Genomic DNA, 18,427 nt, shown 5'->3' with positions numbered 1-18,427 from the left:
TTCCCGCTCATCGTTTACCCGCTGTCCACCTGAAAGCCTTGCCAGTCTTGATGTGGCGTTGCAATATTTTCGGACCGATGTTCCAGATTCCAGAATTTGCGCTACAGTCCAGAGCAGACCGGCGCCGCCATACCGCACGGCAGGGCGCCCAATCCGACCGGAGAAAAGAACAATGGAAGTGAGACAGAGCATCAATAGCGAGTACGCCAGGACGCTGGATACCGCGGGATTGCGCAAGCAGTTTCTCGTCGATCACGTGTTCGAGCGCGACGCGCTGCAACTCACCTACAGTCACATCGACCGTATCATCGTCGGCGGCGTGTGGCCGGCCACGCGCGCGGTCGAACTGCCCGCCTCGCTTGGCAAGGCAATCGGGGTCAATTATTTGCTGGAGCGCCGCGAGTTGGGCGCGATCAACATCGGCGGCGACGGCTGGGTCGACGTGAACGGCACGCGCTACACGGTGCGCAATGAAGAAGCCATCTACATCGGCAGGGGCGCACAGGCCGTCGCGTTCGGCAGCGACGACGCCGCGCACCCCGCGAAGTTCTACCTGAACTGCGCGCCCGCACACGAGTCGTATCCCACCCGCACGATTTCACTCGCGCAAGCCTCGCCCGAAACGCTCGGCGCGCCCGAAACAAGTAATCGCCGCACCATCTACAAGTTCATCGTCCCCGAGGTGCTGCCCACTTGCCAGCTCTCGATGGGTATGACCAAGCTCGAACCGGGCAACCTCTGGAACACGATGCCGTGCCACACCCACGAGCGCCGCATGGAGGTGTATTTCTATTTCAACGTCGCCGACGATGCCGCCGTCTTTCACATGATGGGCGAGCCAGGCGAAACGCGGCACATTCTCGTGCACAACGAACAGGCCGTGATTTCGCCGAGCTGGTCGATTCACTCCGGCGTCGGTACGCGCGCGTACACGTTCATCTGGGGCATGGTTGGCGAGAATCAGGTGTTCAGCGATATGGATCACATTGCAGTGCGTGATCTACGTTGAGCTGCATTGACCTGCAGCACGTGCTGGCCAAGCAGAACATCATCGGCACCATAGGAGCCCACGCATAGTGAACACCTTCGATCTGACCGGCAAGGTCGCCATCGTCACCGGCAGCAACGCGGGCCTCGGCGCCGGCATGGCCGTCGCGCTCGCCACGGCCGGCTGCGACATCGTCGGCGTGAGCCGCGCGGACGCCGGCGAAACGCCCGCACAGGTCAAAGCGGCCGGCCGCCGTTTCGCGGATGTGCGCGCGGACCTCGGCTCGATCGCTCCGGTCGAGGACATCGTGCACGCCGCCGTCGAAGCGTTCGGCCGCGTCGACGTGCTCGTGAACAACGCAGGCATCATCCGCCGCGAAGACGCGCTCGAGTTCAGCGAAGCCGATTGGGACGCCGTCATGGACGTCAACCTGAAGAGCGTGTTCTTTCTTTCGCAGGCCGTGGCGCGGCAGTTCGTGAAGCAGCAAAGCGGCGGCAAAATCATCAACGTCGCGTCGATGCTGTCGTTCCAGGGCGGCATACGCGTGGCGTCCTATACCGCATCGAAAAGCGGCGTGCTCGGTCTCACGCGGCTGCTCGCGAACGAATGGGCCGCGCACGGCATCAACGTGAATGCGATCGCGCCGGGTTACATGGCAACCGCGAACACGGCGGCGCTGCGCGGCGACGTGCAACGTAACGAAGAAATTCTCGGCCGCGTTCCGGCCGGCCGCTGGGGCACGCCGGACGATCTCGCCGGACCGGTCGTATTCCTCGCCTCGCCGGCATCGGACTACGTGCACGGCCATACGCTTGCAGTAGACGGCGGGTGGCTCGCACGCTAGCCTGACGCAAACAAAGGCCGGGCGGATCGCGGGACACGGTATCCTCCCGGCTTCGAACGGCGGTGAGTGGCAGGCGGCAGGCAACGGGCCGCGATCGTGTTTCGATCGGGCCGGCATCAACAGGGAAATACGGAAATGGCAGCAATGGGCAAACAGCGCAAAAGCGACGACAGCGCACACGTGCCGGAAGCGGATAGCACGGGTGGCATGGCCAGCGACAAGGGCGAATCGGCTTCGTCGATCGGCCGGGTTTTCGCGATTCTCGGTGCGATCGGCGATAGCGGACAGATCGGCATCAGCGAGTTGTCACAACGGCTCGATATGTCGAAGACCACCGTACACCGCGTAATCCAGACGCTAAAAGCGCTCGGCTATGTAACCCAGGAAGTCGAAACCGAACGCTACCGGCTCACCATCCGCCTGTTCGAACTCGGCGCGAAGGCGCTCGAGAGCGTCGATCTCGTGCGCGAGGCCGACATCGAGATGCGCCGCATCGGTCAGGCCACGCGCGAGGCGGTCCACCTCGGCGCGTTCGACGAAGATGCCATCATCTACATCCACAAGATCGACGCCGACTACGGGCTGCGCATGCAGTCCCGGATCGGCCGCCGCAATCCACTGCACAGCACCGCGATCGGCAAGGTGCTGCTCGCGTGGATGCAGCCGGCCGAAGCGCGCGACGTTCTCTCGCATGTGGAATTCCGCAAGTCGACGCAAAAGACGCTCGTCTCCGCCGAGGCCGTGCTCAGCATCCTGCCGCATGTGCGCGAGCAGGGCTATGGCGAGGACAACGAGGAACAGGAAGAAGGTTTGCGGTGTCTCGCGGTGCCGGTGTTCGATCGCTTCGGCCGCGTGATCGCCGGTCTGTCGATTTCGTTTCCGACCATGCGCTGCGGCGCCGATACGAAATCGCACTACGTCGCGCTACTCAAGCAAGCGGGTCTCGCGATCTCGACGCGGCTCGGTTATCGCGAGGCAACGGCAAATGAACAGGCCGTGGTCGAAGGGTTGAGCTGACAACGGCTACGGCAACATCCGCTGCAATGTCTGATCCTTGAGCACGAAGCGATGAAACAACGCCGCCGCGATGTGCAATGCGATCAACGCGAACAACACCCAGGCCAGATAGCCGTGAATATCGCCCATCTCATGCCCGACTGACGAACCCACCGGTGAAATGGCCGGATATGGCAATACGCCAAGCAGCTTGACAGACCACCCGCGCGAAGACGCATTGGCCCACCCAAGCAAGGGCACCACCAGCAGCGCGAGATAAAGAAGACCGTGCGTGACGTGCGAAACGACACGGAAAAAAGGCGAAACCGATGCAGGCGCCGGCGCGTGCGTAAAACGCCAGATGATTCTCACCACCACCGCCGCAATCAGCGTTGCACCCACACCGAGGTGCCACGCGATCAAGCCGTCGGGCCGCGTGCCCTTATGAATATCCGGCATGGTCCAGCCGATCACGAACTGCGCGGCAATCAACAAGACCACCAGCCAGTGAAGAAACCTGGCTACGCCGTCATAGCCTGATGCGTAGCGCGAGAAACTGGCGGGATCCGATCGCATGGTCATGAAAATGTTGTAGCCGCAGTGAAGCCATAGAATGGAAAGTGCACTCACGCGGGATGCTACGGGTCAAATCTTAAGAGAAGCTGATGCCATGCCTGGCGATCTCTTTCAGGAACATGAAACGGCGAAGCATCGGCAGCGCATCAGCGATCAGGCGGTTCGCTTGGTGATGCGTGAGGCCGACACGCATCGCGAGTCTGCAACCGAATGTATCCGTTCTGCATGCACGCGGAAGCCGGCCACGTCGCGCCCGTTCCGATTGTTCATACGCACACGCATTGACCCGCCCGGGACCATACGATGCGCGCGGCTTCAGCAATTTTCATAGTGCGCTCAACGGGTTGGCCGCCGACATCTCGTCATCAGAATGGCCGATCGCCATGCTGAACCCGATCCCCGCACCCTGTCGTGAAGGCAGCCGGCAAGCGAAGAAATCGACACGTCCTGTTACACACGAACACATCGGTAATCCAGTCGCTCAGTAGAGTTCGCTCATACGTAAAAGGGAGCACAACATCATGAAACGAATTCTCGCGCTGGTCCTGCTGGCTGTCACCCTCGGCAGCGCATTGGGCGGTTGCATTGTCGTCCCCGAGGGCGGTTATCACGACCACTACCACGACCATTACTAAGCGCCGACGGCGCGGCGCACTCCACACTCAATAGCAAAACCCGAGAATAAAACATGAGCAATTCACGAAGCCGCTGGCTGTCCCTCGCCATCGTTGCAGGTCTGGGGATCGGGGCATCTTCTGCCGCGCTGGCGCACGTCGACGTAGGCGTGAACATCGGCATTCCGGGCGTGGCCTATGCGCCCGCGCCGGTCTATGCCCCGCCTCCTCCCGTCTACGCGCCCGCGCCGCCGGTCGTCGTGGTGAGTCCTGGCTGGTACGGCGAGCGCTATTACGACGGCCACCGCTATTGGGAACGACGCGAGTGGGAAGAGCGCCACCACGAGCGCGAATGGCACGACGCACGCGGCTATCGTGATGGTCCACGCGGTGATTGGCACGACCACGGTGGCGATCACGGCGACTGGCACGGCCATGGCGACGATCACGGCCGGGGCGATCACTAAGGCATGGGCCGTAGCGGCGTCGCTGACGCGACTGGCCCACGCCGGCATTCGCGCCACATCTTTTGCAGGAGCGACGATTTGCTACGCAACGATCCACGGCGCGTAACCGCGCACATCGACGGCGCGGTCATCTCCGCCGAATACAGCGAACAGACCGGCCAGTTGTGTTTGCGTCAGGACGGCGCCGTCCTTCGTGAATGGTTTCCACCACACTCGTGGATCGCGATTGCATCGGTGGCCGGCGCGCGGCACTGGGGTACGCGACCCACCGACGACGACCTTCGGGCCTTGCTACGCAACGAGATGACCCTCCTGCGCACGCAATAAGCGCACGACGAACATAAAAAGAGGCCGGTCATCGAAACATGTTTCGATGACCGGCCTCTTTTAGTCGACTCATGAATATCGAACCAGCCCAGCAGCGCTGCGCTGAACCGGATACTGCGTTTTTCCCTTAACGCGCGTTATAAATCGGCGGCGAATAGGAACTGAGCGTCGTATCGTTGCCGTGACCGGCTTGCCATGTACCGTGGCTGCCTGAACCGTAACCACTGGTATCGGCTTGACGAACGCCTTGCTGTCCGGAAACCTGTGCCTGCGCACCCTGTGCGTTTTGCGGGGCCGGCTGATTCGATTGCGCAAACGAAGCGATCGGGGCGCCAAGAACCAGGGCGAAAGCAACAGCTTTAATGAGCGATTTCATGAAACCACCTCCAGAGATTGACTTGCACGCGCTGCAGTTGCGATGGGTGCTGCAGCCGATGAAGCTAGTCTAGAAGCGGATCAGGCGCGGATAAATCCTCCATTCCTGAATTCACTGTTGCTTTTGAGACGACAATGTCAGAAGCCCGTCCATCAAGGGTTTGCCGGCGTATACCGGGCCGGCGGGGCCTGGCGGATTGAAAAAATGTCGAAGTACATTCTATAAACGCTCGGCTACAAGCAGATTCCCGCGACAATCCATGCGCAATATTGCGGCGCAACAATCGTCGCCGCTCCATCACGATCCCGGCGTTCATTGAATTGATGGCACGCCACAAATACGTAAGCCCGTGCAAGTCGACTTGCCTGATCCACGATCATTTAAGGATTACCACATGCCATCGAATTCAATTTGCATATAATTTTTATCAAATATTTTTAAATAATAATCAATGAAATTTTCCAATTTCAATCAGATATAGCGGGTTTTAATTTGCGAATTTAATTGACTTGTACGCACTGCATTTCTAGCATTACTTTGCACATCAGAATGCGCAAGTGGGTTAAAGATATTCATAAAGTCTTTGGATGACTGCCGAGGGCCGCAATACCGGGGAAATTCCGTTCATCCACGTTGCGCTATTGAAAGCGGCGCGCGGATGCGGCGTCTGGATAAAGCACGCTTCGCGTAGGCGCGAATCACTGGCAACGAACGTATAGAACACCCCGGTGTGGAGTCTCATTTGATCAACAGAACGCACTCGGCCTGTGCCATGGAAGGTGACGCATTGGCGCAGTTCCCTGACCTCTTTTGCGCCGGCGCTGCGGATTTTGTCGCGGCGTTGAATCGCGAATTCGCGCAGCCGCGACAACGCATTCTCGTGGCCCGCAAGGAGAACGCTCATCGCCGCCGTCGCGGCAGTCGCTTCGAATTCCTCAGCAATACAGAAAACATCCGCAACGATCCGGATTGGCGCGTTGCACCGCCTCCCGACGATCTGCTCGACCGCCGCGTGGAAATCGCGGGCCCGGCGAACAGCCGCAAGCTTGTCATCAATGCGCTCAATGCCCATGCGCAGGTCTGGATAGCCGACCTGGAAGATGCGCTATCGCCCACTTGCCGAAACGTCATGGTGAGTCAGCGCAACCTGCGCCACGCGGTCTCCGGCGAGATCAGCTACGAGGACGCGACAGGCAAGCAATACCGCCTTAGGGATAGATCGACTGCGATTGTGGTCCGGCCCCGCGGCTGGCATTTGCCGGAAGCACACGTGCTCGTCGACGGGCAAGCGGCATCGGCCAGTCTGGTCGACTTTGGACTGTATTTCTTCCACTGCGCGCGCAAGCAGATCGAGCGCGGCAGCGGCCCCTATTTCTACTTGCCCAAACTGGAAAATCACCTCGAAGCGCGGCTCTGGAACGATGTGTTCGAGTTTGCTCAGGACTGGATCGGCATCGCGCGCGGCAGCATCCGTGCCACCGTGATTGTCGAGCATATCGGCGCCGCGTACGAGATGGACGAAATACTGCACGCGCTGGGTCCGCACGCAGCCGGACTCACAGCTGGACGCTGGGATTATCTATTCAGTATCGCGAGGGAATTCCGCCACCGGCCTGACTTCGTTCTCCCCGATCGATCGGAATTGACGATGGGTTTGCCGTTCATGCAGGCCTACACCGAGTTGTTGCTGCGGACCTGTCATCGCCGCGGCACGCATGCGTTGGGCGGCGTCGCCACGCAGATTCCGGATCGGCACGATCCCGCGGCGCGCGCTCGCGCGATCGAAGCGGTACGCCGCGACAAGGAACGCGAAGCGGCTGAAGGTTTCGACGGCACCTGGGTCGTTCACCCCGACCTGGTTGAGGTCTGTCACGCCGCCTTCGCCCCCGTCCTCGCCGCACGCGCGCATCAGATCGGCCGGGTCCATGACGGCGCCGCGATAACAGCCGCGCAACTCGGGGCCGCCAACCAGATCGGCGGCCACATCACCGAACACGGCTTACGCTCCAACATCGCCGTCTCGATCCGCTATCTGGATGCCTGGTTGCGCGGCAACGGATCGGTCAGACTGTTTGGCCTTATGGAAGGCGTCGCGACTGTCGAGATTGCGCGCGCGCAGATCTGGCAATGGCTGCACCATGGCGCGCGCCTGCACGACGGACGCCGCGTGACGCTTGAACTGGTGCGCGCCCTGCTTCGCGAGGAAATCGGCAAATACAGTGCCGAGTCGAGCGAAGGTTTTTCGGAGCAAGGTATCGAACAGGCGCAAGCCCTGTTCGACGAGGTGGCTCTGCAAGAAGATTTCCCCGATTTCCTGACGATCTCCGGCTACGCCCGGCTCAACCAGACACATTCCGCCTCGCATGACGCCGCAACCACTGCAACCGCTGCAATCGCTGCAGCCACGCCCGGAACAGGAACCGGCCAACCCGCGCGGCATATCAAAGCGGAGCGCGAAACGCGCTTCACCCTGACCTGCAGCAGCGGCATGTTCACGCATTTGCAACTCAAGCCGCGAGTCGCGTTTTCATTTGGTTTCATGGGCTGGTCAGCCTGGCTGGCCGAACACGCCGTCTCTCACGCCGCGCTCATTCGCGATCACGCGACCGGTTTCGTGCCGATCGGCCTCGAGATCGAGTACCTGCATCCGGCCACGTTCTACGACTGCCAAGCGCTCTCTGTCACCACCCGGGTCAGAACCTGGAACCCAAAACGCTTTCACAGCCTGCAGGACGTGGACGTGCTGCTGATCGCCGATCACGGTGCACCATTGGCCAGCCTCCACTTGCAGGAGGTATGCGTTCGCATCGAGTCGCCCGACACACTCGCGGCGGCGCCAGGGCGAGTGCCCGCTGAACTGGCCCAGACGCTGCTGGACTGTCCGGACGACATCGACAGTCGGCCTGTGCTGTTGAACCGCGGTGCTGCACGCGTGCCGGCGGACGCGCAGGCCATTGCTGAATCCAGACACGAATTCACCGTCTATCGCCACGCGTGCGAAGTGGCCGACCAATGGTATTCGGAGCACGTGTGCGACTACGTCGGCGACAGCCGCGAGGCCATGGTGATCGAGCTTCTGCAGGCGCACCCAGCTCTCGTTGCAGGCCTGAGCAAGCGGATCGAGCGCATCAGCATCGGTTTGCGGCGGCCATACATGCTGTTCGACCGCGGTCAGGTCGTGACTCGCGCATACCGCGTGGGCACCGAAGCGCACTTCGTTCATCAACTGCTGAGCGCCTCAGGCGAACTCGCCGGCGACGCGCTCGAAGTATTCGCCCAGGCATGACGCCGGCGCGAAAAAGACCCGAAAGAGGAGCTGACCATGACGTTCGTGTTTTCCGGATCTCTACTTAGGCACGTGGGTTACCAGCGCCGGATCGGCTATGAAACGGACACCCTTGCCGGCGCCTTTCGCGCGCTATTCGCCGACTATCCCGACCTGGAGCAACTGCTGAGTGCTCCAGACGGCGCGCTGCGCCGTACGCTGCGGCTCGCGATCAACAGTGAAGTGGTTCGCAGCGACCTGTCACGGCCGCTCTCGGCCGGCGATTCGGTCGAGATCATGACGGCTATTGCCGGCGGTTGAACTATGCGGCTCGGCAACAACCCATCCAGAAAGGAAACCCCATGTCGCTCGACACCAGATTGCGGTCGGTATTCGATACGGTACTGGAACTGGACACCAAGGTACCCGATTCGGCGCTGCGTTATCAGGAGACACCGGGCTGGGATTCGCTCGGCGCCGTATTGCTGATTTCGGCGATCGAAGACGAGTTTCACGTCGAGATCGATACCGGACGCGCGTTGAAAATGGATACCTTCATCGCTGCCGTGGATCTGCTGCGCGATCTCGGCGCGCGAGACTGAGCCCACGGCAGGCACCAGAGCGTGGAACCCGCAATGGAACCTGATTCATCCCTCAGCCACCCCATGCGTCAGAACGTGCTCCTCGCGCGCCTGATCGAACTGATCGGCCATCATCGCCGGGCTTGTCCGGCCTATGCGCGCGTGCTGGATGCGATTGGGCACTCGCCGCAGCGGCGCTACGCTCAAGCAGGCGAGCTGCCATGGTTGCCGGTGCGACTTTTCAAGGAACATCCGTTGATCAGCACCGGGCACGAACAGGTAGCAATACTCACTTCCTCCGGCACCACGGGTACAGGCGTCAGCCGGATCGCACTGGATCGCGACGCCGCGGAACACCAGCGCCGCATGCTCGCGGCGACGCTCGAGAAGCTCACTGGGCCGCGCCGTCTGCCGCTGCTGATTGTCGACTCGCCTTCGGCGGTACGCGAGGAGCGCTCGTCGATCCGCGGCGCGACGGTGCTGGGCGTGATGAACGTCGGCCGCGAGCACGTTTTCGCGCTGAACGCCGAGCAACGCATCGACGCGGCCGCGGTCGAACATTTCCTGCAACGGCACGCTCACGCAAGCTTCCTGATCTTCGGTTTCACGTCTCTCGTGTGGACCCAGCTCTTCGAACTGGCACAAGCGCGCGCGCTCGATCTGAGCAACGCCCTGCTGCTGCACACAGGCGGCTGGAAAAAACTCGCCGACAAGTCGGTGTCGCCGCAGGAATTCCGCACGCGCTTTCGTGAGGCAACGGGCCTTCGCCGCTGCCACAACTTCTACGGGATGGTCGAGCAAGGCGGCACCATCCATGTCGAATCCCCCTCGGGCGACGGGCTCTATTGCCCGGATTTTGCCGACGTCATCATCCGCGATCCGCTCACCTGGGAAGAGGCGGCGACAGGCACCCCAGGGGTCATCGAGGTGCTGAGCGCCGCACCGCGCGCGCATCCCGGCCACGTGCTGCTGACCGAAGACATGGGGGTCGTGCACGGCATCGATGACGGCGAATGGCCGGGCAAGCGCTTCGCCGTGCTGGGCCGGCTGCCGCGCGCCGAGCCTCGCGGTTGTGCGGACACCCTGCCTGAAGGCAGTGCCGGAGCGCGGCCATGAGTGGCCTGCTCGAAGGCAAGCACCTGCTGATTACCGGCGTCATCGATCACGCTTCGATTGCTTTCGCTGTTGCCAAACTGGCCCAGGAGCAAGGTGCGCGAATCGTGCTAACCGGCCACGGCCGGCTGCACATGGTCGAACACACGGCCAGACGGCTGCCGCTGACGCCGCCGATCGTTGAACTCGATGTCACGCGCCCCGAGCAACTGGCCACTCTCGCCGAGCGTGTGCGTCCGCATATATCGCGGCTGGACGGTATCGTGCATTCGATCGCTTACGCGCCGCACGCGGCCATCGGCGGCGATTTTCTGGCAACAACGTGGGCCGATGTCGCGACCACCTTGCACGTGTCGGCCTATTCGCTCCAGGCGCTGACTGCTGCCGTATTGCCGTTGATGGATCGCGGTGGTGCGATCGTGGGGCTCGATTTCGACGCCTCGGTCAGTTGGCCCGGCTACAACTGGATGGGTGTGGCAAAGGCCGGGCTGGAATCGAGTGCACGCTATCTGGCCCGTGAGCTGGGCGCGCGCGGAATACGCGTCAACCTGGTCGCGGCAGGTCCTTTACGCACCGCTGCCGCACACGGTGAGCCGCGTTTCGACGACATCGTCGCGGCATGGCGGTCGCGCGCGCCGTTGGGTTGGAATCCGGCGGACGCCAGTGGCGTCGCACGAGCCTGCGTCGCCCTGCTATCTGACTGGTTTCCCGCCACCACCGGAGAGATCGTGCATGCCGATGGCGGCTTCCATGCAGTAGGCGCCTGAATGAACGGCGTGCGGCTTCGAGGGCAGCGATGAATACGACAGCGACAATGTCAGCGTCAGAGGGTCTGCTTTTCAGCAATCGGGTTGCGGTGGTGATCGGCGGCACGCGCGGCATCGGCGAGGCCTGCGCGCGCATGCTGGCCGCGGCCGGAGCCACGGTCGTTCTCACCGGCACGGACCGCGCAAGAGCAGAACACGAGGCGCGCCAGCTTGCGGCCGACTATGGCATCAGGTCGGCAGGCCTCGCGCTGGACCTGCGCGAGTATGGTTCGATCAGCCCGGTCATCAAGTCCATCGCCACCGAATACAACAGCATCGATGCGCTGGTGCTCAGCGCGGGCGTGCTGCAGAACACCCCGCTGGGTTTGACCGGCGAGCCCGTTGCGCGCCATCTGCTCGACGTCAACCTGCTCGGCGCCATCGAAGTGCTGCAAGTCACGGCAAAGGTAATGATGCGCCGCCGCCGCGGCGCTATCGTCCTGCTCGCTTCGCTGGTTGGAGAGCGCGGCGCCGCGGGTCAGGCGGTCTACGCGGCAAGCAAAGCCGGAATCGCCGCGCTGGCCCGCTCGGCGGCCAAAGAACTCGGGCCACTCGGTATCCGCGTGAATGCGGTGGCGCCAGGCCTGATCGATACCGATCTGCTGGCGAACGTTCCCGCCGACGTGATCACGGCACGTTGCGCACAAACCTCGCTGCGCAGACTGGGCAACGCCACCGAGGTGGCCGCCACGATCCGCTTCCTGCTCAGCGACGATGCGTCCTTTATCACCGGCCAGGTGCTGGGTGTCGACGGAGGTTTGACCCTATGAAAGCATTCGGTACTCACGCCCGTCTGATCGATGTGGCTCACGACCGGACCTGGAACGGGTCTGAACTCGAGGCGCGCATTCAGACGATGGAAGACGAATTGCACACGATGCCCGCCGGCCTGCTCCTGCTGCCCGCGCCCTGGACGATCGATACCGTGTGCCGTTATCTCGCCGCGCTGCGCCAACGCCGACCGCTCGCGCTGCTCGACCCGCAAATTGCGCCGGATACGCTCGCGGAACTCGTCGAGCGATTCGAGCCGGCCGGTCTCTGGCAGCCCGGAACCGCGGAGCCTGCGCCAGACGGTTATCGCCATGCCGGCACCGGCTGGATCAGGTCGACCGCCGCGGCGGCTGTCCATCCCGATCTGGCGTTGCTGCTGACGACTTCCGGTTCGACCGGCGCGGCACGCATGGTGCGCCTCTCACGTCAGGGCGTGTTCGCCAATGCCGATGCGATCGTGCAAGCGCTCGGCATCGGCCCGGAGGACATCGCGCCGACCAGCTTGCCGTTTCACCTCGGTTATGGCTTGTCGGTGCTGAACAGCCACCTGGCAGCCGACGCCACACTCCTCGTAACAACGCACCCCGTGATCGGCGCGGACTTCTGGACGGCCGTCGATATCCATCGCGCCACGTCGTTGGCCGCGGTGTCGCACACTTATGAGCTGCTGGCGCGCTTGCGCTGGACGCCCTCGGCGCATCCCAGTCTGCGTACGTTGACCCAATCCGGCAGCCGCATGCGTCCGGAGCTGATCACGCATCTGGCCGCGGACATCGGCCGGGTGGGCGGACGCTTCTTTCTCATGTACGGGCAAACCGAGGCCACGGCCCGTATGGCGGTTCTGCCCGCACAGCGGGTTGCGGACAAGTCCACGTCGGTCGGACTGGCCGTGCCCGGGGGACGCCTGTCGATCCTCGACGAAACCGGCGCAGAAACGCGCCAGCCCGGCGTCGCCGGTGAAGTCATCTTCCGCGGGCCGAGTGTCATGATGGGATATGCGGACAGTGCTGCCGAACTTGCCCATGGCGACGTTCAGGGCGGCGTCCTGCATACAGGCGACATCGGCCGGTTCGACGAGGACGGTTACCTCTATCTCGAAGGCCGCCTCAAACGAATGGCCAAGCTGTTCGGTCTACGTATCAATCTCGACGCCGTCGAACGCCTTGCTGCCGAAGCCGGCGCCGAAGGCATCAGCGCCGCCGTATCGGTCGACGACGAGGCAATCGTGTTGTGGTGCGAAGGCGAAACTGAGCCCACCCGTCTGGAATCGATTTCCCGGCACATTGCCGAACTTCTGCGCGTGAACCGCCATGGCGTACGCGCGCGCAGCATTGAGAGACTGCCCTTGCTGCGCAACGGCAAGATCGATTACCGGTCGCTCATTCGCGCTGCGGCCGACGGTGGGGCACCGGGATGATCCAGCCGCTATTCCCGCCGGCCGCGCCGAACGCGGCGACAGCCTTGCTCGAAGCGTTGGCTGATCCGCAAGACGGGCCGGCCTTGCACGTGGGCGACGAGCGCATGCTCGATTTTCTCGATGCGGTGGGCCACCGCCTGCGCACACCGGCGTATGCCCGCCGTCACCCCGAGCTGGGGCCGCTCGGCGCTTACCTGCGTCGCAGCCACCTGCGCGCGGAACTGGCGCGGCTCGATGCGGAAAGCCGCTCGATGCGCTTCGTGCGTCGTCCGCTGGGTCTGGTGTTTCACGTTGCACCCGGCAATGCCGATACGGTGTTCGTCTACTCCTGGGCATTGGCCGCGCTTGCCGGAAACCGCAACGTCGTGCGCCTGTCGGAGCGCGGCGGAGAGGTCACGCAGGCGGTGCTGTTCGCGCTGGTCGAGAGTCTGGATCAGGCCGATCCGGTCATCGCCGCCACGCAGCGAATCGTGAGCTACAGTCACCATGACGAAGCCGCCACCGCGGCATTTTCCGCCGCTTGTGACTTGCGTGTGCTGTGGGGCGGCGATCAGGCCATCCGCGAGATTCGCCGCGCACCGCTGCGGCCATCGGCACGCGAACTCACCTTCCCCAACCGATCCTCGTTCGCGACGATTTCCGCGTCTGCGTTTCTCGCAGCCGGGCCGCTGGAGCGCCGGCGAGCAGTGGAAGCGTTTCACTCCGACGCTTACCTGTTCGGTCAGGCCGCTTGCGCGTCGCCCGGCGCCATTTTCTGGATCGGCGCAGCGTCCGCGGTGGAAGACGCGCAGGCCGTGTTCACGACCTTGCTCCGGCAAATCGTGGACGCCCGTGGACCGCGCATCGACGCCGCCATGGCGATTCAAAAACACGCTGCCACCTATGGTCTCGCGGCTGAAGGCGTCGCCGATGCGGTGCGCTTCATCGGCAATGAAATCTCTACCGTGCAACTCACCACGCCCGTGCGTCTGCCGCGCAGGTGGCTCGGTACCGGCACCTTTGCCCAGTTGCGTGTGGACTCCCTCGACGAACTGACGCCCCTGTTGCTGCGCCAGGACCAGACGCTGACCTATTTCGGCTTCAGCGCCGACGACATGTTGTCGTTCGCCCAGCGCCTGGGTGGGCGTGGTCTTGATCGCATTGTGCCGATGGGCCGCGCGCTGGAATTCTCGACGATCTGGGACGGCTATGACCTCCTGCGCGAGTTCACTCGCCTCGTCACGATAAGCTGAACCCTTGGAGTACCGCCATGAAAGCCGTTGTCGAACTCGCGCCTGGTCAGGCCTTTGAGCGCCAGCAGTCGGGCGCACTGCTCGTGGATGTGCGCGAAGACGGAGAACGGGCAGCCGGCATGGCACAAGGCGCGACAGGCGTCAGCAAGTCGCAGCTGGAGGCCAGCCTGAGTGCCTGGCTGCCAGATCTCGCTGCCGAAATCATCCTGATCTGCGCGACAGGCATTCGCTCACGACAATGCGCGGGCGTGCTGCAAACCGCGGGCTATCTTCACATCTACTCGGTCAGCGGTGGAACCGGCGCATGGGAAGCCGCCGGCTTGCCGATGAGCGAGGCCACCGCGGATGCGGACTTCCTGGAACGCTACTCGCGTCATCTGCGCTTGCCCGAAGTAGGACTCGACGGGCAGCGCAAGCTCGCTAACGCCCGGGTCGCGCTGGTCGGCGCGGGCGGCCTCGGTTCGCCGGTCGCAATGTATCTGGCCGCGGCCGGGATCGGACATATCAGGCTGATCGACGACGATGTTGTCGATCGCAGCAACTTGCAACGGCAGGTACTGCATCGCGATTCCGACGTCGGCAGGCCGAAAGTCGAATCGGCTTGCCGGACCTTGCAGGCGCTGAATCCTCACGTGATGGTCGAACAGCAGCGCACCCGCCTGCTCGCGGACAATGTGGAGAGTCTGCTGGACGGGCACGACGTCGTGATTGACGGCTCGGATAATTTTTCCACCCGCTACCTCGTGAACGATGCATGCGTGCGCCTCGGCTTGCCGATGGTGTACGGCGCCGTGCAAGGTTTCGATGGACAGGTCAGCGTGTTCTGGCCCGCGCGGGAAGGCGGCAGTTGCTATCGCTGCCTGTTCGCTGAACCACCGCCGCCGGAGTTCGCCCCCAACTGCGCCGAGGCCGGTGTACTCGGCGTGTTGCCCGGCGTGATCGGACTGTTGCAGGCCACCGAAGCGATCAAACTGATTCTGGGTATCGGCGAATCCTTGTCCGGCGTCCTGTTGCAATTCGACGCGCTAGGCATGCGCTTCAATCGCCTGCAACTGCAACGCGATCCCGCCTGCCCGCGTTGCAGCCACAACGTCAGGCCTTATACCGCCGCGACGCCCACATAGTTTTCCGCCATCGCGGTAGCGGCCGCGCGCGACGTGGTCACATATTCGAGCTCGGCCACCTGCAACTGCTGCTCGAACGGCGATGCGCCTTCAATGCGGTGCATCATGCTCGTCATCCAGTACGAGAAATGCTCGGCACGCCAGATGCGCTTGAGCGCGGTTTCGCTGTAACCGTCAAGCAGATCGGTGCGATTCTCGACGTAGAATGCACTCAGCGCCTGAGTCAGGACACGCACGTCGGCGACGGCGAGATTCATGCCCTTCGCGCCGGTAGGCGGCACGATATGCGCTGCATCGCCGGCAAGAAAGAGCCGGCCATGTTGCATGGTGGCCGACACGAAACTGCGCATGCCGACAATATTCTTCTGGAAGATCTTGCCGTCCACGATTTTCTGCCCGTCATGCGAATCGGCGCGTGCGTGCAGTTCGGCCCAGATGCGATCGTCGGACCAGTTGTCGACAGAATCCTTAGGATTACATTGGAAATACATGCGCTGCACATTCGGCGAGCGCGTGCTGATCAGCGCAAAACCGCGGTCGTGCCGTGCATAGATCAACTCATCCGAAGAAGGCGGCCCCTCGCACAGAATGCCGAACCAGCCGAACGGATAGACGCGTTCGAAGTCTTTACGCAGGGCCTGCGGAATCGATGCACGCGAGACACCTTGCGAGCCGTCGCAACCGATCACGAAGTCGCATTGCAGTTCGCATGCAACGCCCTCATGCCGATAGCGGATCGACGGCTGGTCGGTCTCGATGCCGTGCAGCGAGGTATCGGTCACGCCGAAATGCAAGGCGCCGCCGGCCGCGACGCGCGCGGCGACCAGGTCCTTGATGACCTCGTGCTGCGCATAGACCGTGATCGAATGACCCGTGAGTCCGGTCAGGTCGATACGACGGCGCTTGCCTTCGAAGGCCAGTTCGAAGCCGTGATGCAGCGCGCCCTCAGCCTTCATGCGCGCCCCGACGCCGGCTTCGGTAAGCAGGTCCATCGTGCCCTGTTCGAGCACACCGGCGCGTATCGTGGATTCGATCTGTTCGCGGCTGCGCGATTCGAGCACGACGGAGTCGATGCCGCGCAAATGAAGAAGATGGGAAAGAAGCAGGCCCGCAGGCCCGGCACCGATGATGCCAACTTGGGTGCGCATGAGTTGTCTCCTGAATGCGGCCATTGATTTGCACGCAGTTTGACAATCATGCGCTGTATCGCGCAACGCGATATCGTGGATATGCGTTATCTATTTTTGAGATAGTTGAGAGATCGGCACGGAGCGTCCCACCACACGCAAATGCGCCATATCGTTGCCCAGACGGCGATTGCGCGTAGTCGACCCGGTGTCGAGCCTCGCCATGGTTTTGCGAGGCCTCGATGTAAACCCTGATTGGTTTGCCCTGCCGCCTCGCCAATGCCCTGGTTACACGAGAAACAGGCGGTACACCGGGTTCTGCGTCTCTTCCCAGTTCGGATAGCCGAGCGTAGCGAGAAAGCGCTCGAACTCGCGGTTCTCGCTCTCCGGCACCTGGATGCCGACCAGAATCGAACTGTAGTCCGCGCCCTGGTTGCGGTAGTGGAACAGGCTGATATTCCAGTTCGGCGCCATCGACGAGAGGAACTTCATCAGCGCGCCCGGCCGCTCTGGAAACTCGAAGCGGAACAGGCGTTCGTCATGCGCCAGCGGCGAGCGGCCGCCCACCATGTAGCGGATGTGCTGCTTCGACAGTTCGTCGAAGGTCAGATCGACGGTGGCAAAGCCGTGCGCTTCAAAGGCGCCCGCGATCTGCGCCGATTCGCTGCGATTCCTGATCTGCACGCCGACGAAGATATGCGCTGAATTCGCGTCCGCAATCCGGTAGTTGAACTCGGTGACGCTGCGCGTGCCCACCAGTTCGCAGAAGCGGCGGAAGCTGCCGCGCTCCTCGGGAATCGTCACGGCGAACACCGCCTCACGCGCTTCACCGACTTCGGCGCGCTCGGCCACGAAACGCATGCGGTCGAAGTTCATGTTCGCGCCGGACGTGATCGCAATCAACGTCTGGCCTTCGAGACCTTCGCGCTCGGCATACTGTTTGGCGCCCGCCACGGCCAGCGCGCCGGCCGGCTCCAGCACGCTGCGGGTGTCCTGGAAGACGTCCTTGATCGCCGCGCATAGCGCGTCGGTGTTCACGAGCAGCACGTCGTCGAGATAATCGCTGCACAGGCGGAAGGTTTCCTCGCCCACCAGCTTGACCGCGGTGCCGTCCGAGAACAGCCCGACCTCGTTCAGGGTGACGCGTTCACCCGCCTTCAGCGAGGCGGCCATCGCGCACGAGTCATCGGTCTGCACGCCAATCACCCTGATCTCCGGGCGCACCGATTTCACATACGCCGCCACGCCTGCCGCGAGACCACCGCCGCCGATCGGCACGAAGATCGCATGGATCGGACCCTGATGCTGGCTGAGAATCTCCATCGCGACCGTGCCCTGGCCGGCGATCACGTACGGATCGTCGAACGGGTGCACGAACGTCAGGCCGCGTTCTTCCTGCAGCTTCACGGCATGTCCGTACGCGTCGCTATAGGACTCGCCAAACTGCACGACCTCGACCGTCGCCCCGCCATGCGCGCGCACCGCATCGACCTTCACCTGCGGTGTAGTCACCGGCACGACGATGATCGCCTTCACGCCCATGCGGGCCGCCGAGAGCGCCACGCCCTGCGCGTGATTGCCTGCCGAGGCGGTAATCACGCCCCGCTCCAGCGCGTCCGCCGGGATATGCGCCATCTTGTTGTACGCGCCGCGCACCTTGAACGAGAACACCGGCTGGTTGTCCTCGCGCTTCAGATAGACCGGATTGGACAGCCGCGCCGACAGGTTCGGCGCACGTTCGAGCTCGGTCTCGCGGGCCACGTCGTAGACGCGCGCGGTCAGGATTTTCTTCAGGTAGTCGTG

At 62.8% G+C, this 18,427-nt stretch carries 18 protein-coding genes; 14 read left to right on the top strand and 4 right to left on the bottom strand.

Features of this window, described 5'->3' with window-relative positions:
• Positions 1–172 precede the first annotated feature (172 nt).
• The 3 genes from kduI (at position 173) to kdgR (ending at position 2,849) form a co-directional block, all read left to right on the top strand.
• Positions 173–1,009, top strand: a complete 837-nt coding sequence (kduI, locus tag BCY88_RS04110) for a 5-dehydro-4-deoxy-D-glucuronate isomerase (protein ID WP_120343023.1) — start codon at positions 173–175, stop codon at positions 1,007–1,009.
• Positions 1,010–1,076: 67 nt separating this feature from the next.
• Complete coding sequence (kduD, locus tag BCY88_RS04105; RefSeq protein WP_120343022.1) at positions 1,077–1,832, top strand: 2-dehydro-3-deoxy-D-gluconate 5-dehydrogenase KduD; 756 nt, start codon at positions 1,077–1,079, stop codon at positions 1,830–1,832.
• 135 nt (positions 1,833–1,967) lie between these two features.
• Positions 1,968–2,849, top strand: a complete 882-nt coding sequence (kdgR, locus tag BCY88_RS04100) for a DNA-binding transcriptional regulator KdgR (protein WP_120343021.1) — start codon at positions 1,968–1,970, stop codon at positions 2,847–2,849.
• 6 nt (positions 2,850–2,855) lie between these two features.
• On the opposite strand, the gene BCY88_RS04095 is transcribed toward kdgR, so the two are convergent.
• Positions 2,856–3,410, bottom strand: a complete 555-nt coding sequence (locus BCY88_RS04095) for a cytochrome b (protein ID WP_259461233.1) — start codon at positions 3,408–3,410, stop codon at positions 2,856–2,858.
• Between the two features lie 682 nt (positions 3,411–4,092).
• Here BCY88_RS04095 and BCY88_RS04090 point away from each other — a divergent pair.
• Positions 4,093–4,485 (top strand): hypothetical protein, encoded by a 393-nt coding sequence (locus BCY88_RS04090; protein ID WP_120343020.1) that lies wholly within the window; start codon positions 4,093–4,095, stop codon positions 4,483–4,485.
• A gap of 78 nt (positions 4,486–4,563) precedes the next feature.
• A complete protein-coding gene (locus BCY88_RS04085; RefSeq protein ID WP_120343210.1) occupies positions 4,564–4,812 on the top strand; it encodes a hypothetical protein in 249 nt (82 codons plus the stop codon).
• Positions 4,813–4,939: 127 nt separating this feature from the next.
• On the opposite strand, the gene BCY88_RS04080 is transcribed toward BCY88_RS04085, so the two are convergent.
• Positions 4,940–5,188 carry a hypothetical protein gene (locus tag BCY88_RS04080; RefSeq protein ID WP_120343019.1) on the bottom strand — a complete coding sequence of 83 codons (249 nt, stop codon included), beginning with the start codon at positions 5,186–5,188 and terminating at the stop codon, positions 4,940–4,942.
• A gap of 772 nt (positions 5,189–5,960) precedes the next feature.
• Between BCY88_RS04080 and aceB the strand changes: the two genes are divergently transcribed.
• Genes aceB through moeB form a run of 9 tightly spaced genes read left to right on the top strand, consistent with a single transcriptional unit; the run spans position 5,961 to position 15,497 of the window.
• Positions 5,961–8,474: a malate synthase A gene (gene aceB / locus BCY88_RS04075; RefSeq protein WP_120343018.1), complete on the top strand. Its 2,514-nt coding sequence runs from the start codon at positions 5,961–5,963 to the stop codon at positions 8,472–8,474.
• 36 nt (positions 8,475–8,510) lie between these two features.
• Complete coding sequence (locus BCY88_RS04070; protein WP_120343017.1) at positions 8,511–8,774, top strand: MoaD/ThiS family protein; 264 nt, start codon at positions 8,511–8,513, stop codon at positions 8,772–8,774.
• A 41-nt stretch (positions 8,775–8,815) separates the two neighbouring features.
• Complete coding sequence (locus tag BCY88_RS04065) at positions 8,816–9,055, top strand: acyl carrier protein (RefSeq protein WP_120343016.1); 240 nt, start codon at positions 8,816–8,818, stop codon at positions 9,053–9,055.
• A 33-nt stretch (positions 9,056–9,088) separates the two neighbouring features.
• Positions 9,089–10,150, top strand: coding sequence for a LuxE/PaaK family acyltransferase (locus BCY88_RS04060; RefSeq protein WP_220669653.1), 1,062 nt, complete (start codon positions 9,089–9,091; stop codon positions 10,148–10,150).
• Positions 10,147–10,914, top strand: coding sequence for an enoyl-ACP reductase FabI (gene fabI, locus BCY88_RS04055; protein WP_120343014.1), 768 nt, complete (start codon positions 10,147–10,149; stop codon positions 10,912–10,914). Before BCY88_RS04060 ends, fabI begins: the two co-directional genes overlap by 4 nt.
• Before the next feature lie 47 nt (positions 10,915–10,961).
• Positions 10,962–11,723 (top strand): SDR family NAD(P)-dependent oxidoreductase, encoded by a 762-nt coding sequence (locus BCY88_RS04050; protein ID WP_120343013.1) that lies wholly within the window; start codon positions 10,962–10,964, stop codon positions 11,721–11,723.
• A complete protein-coding gene (locus BCY88_RS04045; RefSeq protein WP_120343012.1) occupies positions 11,720–13,141 on the top strand; it encodes an AMP-binding protein in 1,422 nt (473 codons plus the stop codon). The genes BCY88_RS04050 and BCY88_RS04045 overlap by 4 nt, the downstream gene beginning before the upstream one ends.
• Positions 13,138–14,373, top strand: coding sequence for an acyl-CoA reductase (locus BCY88_RS04040; protein ID WP_120343011.1), 1,236 nt, complete (start codon positions 13,138–13,140; stop codon positions 14,371–14,373). The genes BCY88_RS04045 and BCY88_RS04040 overlap by 4 nt, the downstream gene beginning before the upstream one ends.
• Before the next feature lie 17 nt (positions 14,374–14,390).
• Entirely contained in the window at positions 14,391–15,497 is a 1,107-nt protein-coding gene (moeB, locus tag BCY88_RS04035; RefSeq protein WP_120343010.1) for a molybdopterin-synthase adenylyltransferase MoeB, read from the top strand.
• Here moeB and BCY88_RS04030 read toward each other — a convergent pair.
• The gene (locus BCY88_RS04030; protein ID WP_120343009.1) at positions 15,473–16,645 is read right to left on the bottom strand and encodes a 4-hydroxybenzoate 3-monooxygenase; all 1,173 of its coding nucleotides are present in this window, start codon (positions 16,643–16,645) and stop codon (positions 15,473–15,475) included. The genes moeB and BCY88_RS04030 overlap by 25 nt on opposite strands.
• 267 nt (positions 16,646–16,912) lie before the next feature.
• Positions 16,913–18,427, bottom strand: a 1,515-nt coding sequence (gene ilvA, locus BCY88_RS04025) for a threonine ammonia-lyase, biosynthetic (RefSeq protein WP_120343008.1), incomplete at its 5' end; no start/stop codon positions are given.

This window comes from Paraburkholderia fungorum (genome assembly GCF_003610895.1).
GTDB classification, from domain to species: domain Bacteria; phylum Pseudomonadota; class Gammaproteobacteria; order Burkholderiales; family Burkholderiaceae; genus Paraburkholderia; species Paraburkholderia fungorum_B.
This window is presented reverse-complemented; position numbering and strand designations above follow the sequence as displayed.

Excerpts from the sequence above, each read along its gene's own strand:
- kduI (WP_120343023.1), top strand. The coding sequence starts at position 173 with ATGGAAGTGAGACAGAGCATCAATAGCGAGTACGCCAGGACGCTGGAT.
- kdgR (WP_120343021.1), top strand. The coding sequence starts at position 1,968 with ATGGCAGCAATGGGCAAACAGCGCAAAAGCGACGACAGCGCACACGTG.
- BCY88_RS04095 (WP_259461233.1), bottom strand. The coding sequence starts at position 3,410 with ATGACCATGCGATCGGATCCCGCCAGTTTCTCGCGCTACGCATCAGGC.
- BCY88_RS04090 (WP_120343020.1), top strand. The coding sequence starts at position 4,093 with ATGAGCAATTCACGAAGCCGCTGGCTGTCCCTCGCCATCGTTGCAGGT.
- BCY88_RS04080 (WP_120343019.1), bottom strand. The coding sequence starts at position 5,188 with ATGAAATCGCTCATTAAAGCTGTTGCTTTCGCCCTGGTTCTTGGCGCC.
- aceB (WP_120343018.1), top strand. The coding sequence starts at position 5,961 with ATGGAAGGTGACGCATTGGCGCAGTTCCCTGACCTCTTTTGCGCCGGC.
- BCY88_RS04070 (WP_120343017.1), top strand. The coding sequence starts at position 8,511 with ATGACGTTCGTGTTTTCCGGATCTCTACTTAGGCACGTGGGTTACCAG.
- BCY88_RS04065 (WP_120343016.1), top strand. The coding sequence starts at position 8,816 with ATGTCGCTCGACACCAGATTGCGGTCGGTATTCGATACGGTACTGGAA.
- BCY88_RS04060 (WP_220669653.1), top strand. The coding sequence starts at position 9,089 with ATGGAACCTGATTCATCCCTCAGCCACCCCATGCGTCAGAACGTGCTC.
- fabI (WP_120343014.1), top strand. The coding sequence starts at position 10,147 with ATGAGTGGCCTGCTCGAAGGCAAGCACCTGCTGATTACCGGCGTCATC.
- BCY88_RS04050 (WP_120343013.1), top strand. The coding sequence starts at position 10,962 with ATGTCAGCGTCAGAGGGTCTGCTTTTCAGCAATCGGGTTGCGGTGGTG.
- BCY88_RS04045 (WP_120343012.1), top strand. The coding sequence starts at position 11,720 with ATGAAAGCATTCGGTACTCACGCCCGTCTGATCGATGTGGCTCACGAC.
- BCY88_RS04040 (WP_120343011.1), top strand. The coding sequence starts at position 13,138 with ATGATCCAGCCGCTATTCCCGCCGGCCGCGCCGAACGCGGCGACAGCC.
- moeB (WP_120343010.1), top strand. The coding sequence starts at position 14,391 with ATGAAAGCCGTTGTCGAACTCGCGCCTGGTCAGGCCTTTGAGCGCCAG.
- BCY88_RS04030 (WP_120343009.1), bottom strand. The coding sequence starts at position 16,645 with ATGCGCACCCAAGTTGGCATCATCGGTGCCGGGCCTGCGGGCCTGCTT.